Annotated in this window: 1 protein-coding gene; it reads left to right on the top strand. The window is 44.6% G+C overall.

What is annotated here, in order from left to right; translation table 11 throughout:
• Positions 1-659 (top strand): DUF1254 domain-containing protein (locus R7093_RS25925; protein ID WP_318147108.1); only part of this gene is annotated, 659 nt, incomplete at both ends.

Consider the following 659-nt stretch of genomic DNA (forward strand, 5'->3'; position numbering starts at 1 on the left):
GATGTCCATCAGCGCGTACTGTCTGATTTGAGCTTATTGGGCCCAGATAAAGGTAAAGGTGGTAAATACTTGATTGTGCCACCGGGTGAAAAATACAAAGATCTAAATCCAAAAGGCTATTACGTCATTAGACCGAAGACCAATGTTGTATATGGTGGCATCCGTATTCTTGAACCGGATGTTGATCGCGTAGTGAAACAAGTGGTGCCAAACATCACAACGCAACCATACGCCGATGGCAAACTAGGTCGTAAAATCCCGGTTGCTCAAGTGCCGGAAATTGATTGGACGCATATTCCAAAAGATGGCTTGGAATACTGGAAGACCATCCATCAAATCATCCAAGAAAACACAGTGGAAGAACGCGATCGTTTTGTTATGGCTCAGCTGAAGTTCTTAGGTATCGAGAAGGGTAAACCGTTTAACCCAACAGAAGAGCAAAAGAAAATTCTGCTTGAAGCAAGTAAAGTTGGCCGAGCAATGGCGCAATCAAATGATTACACCAAGCGTTTTACACAGCCGTACTGGAAAGGCACGAATTGGAAAGATGCCATCAGTGTGTCACTTGATCAACGAAGCGAAAACTACGATGAACTTGATGAGCGTGCGGCTTGGTTCTACGAAGCGATCACGGTTTCTCGCGGTATGAAGAGTACGAT

The organism is Vibrio sp. 1580 (assembly GCF_033340055.1).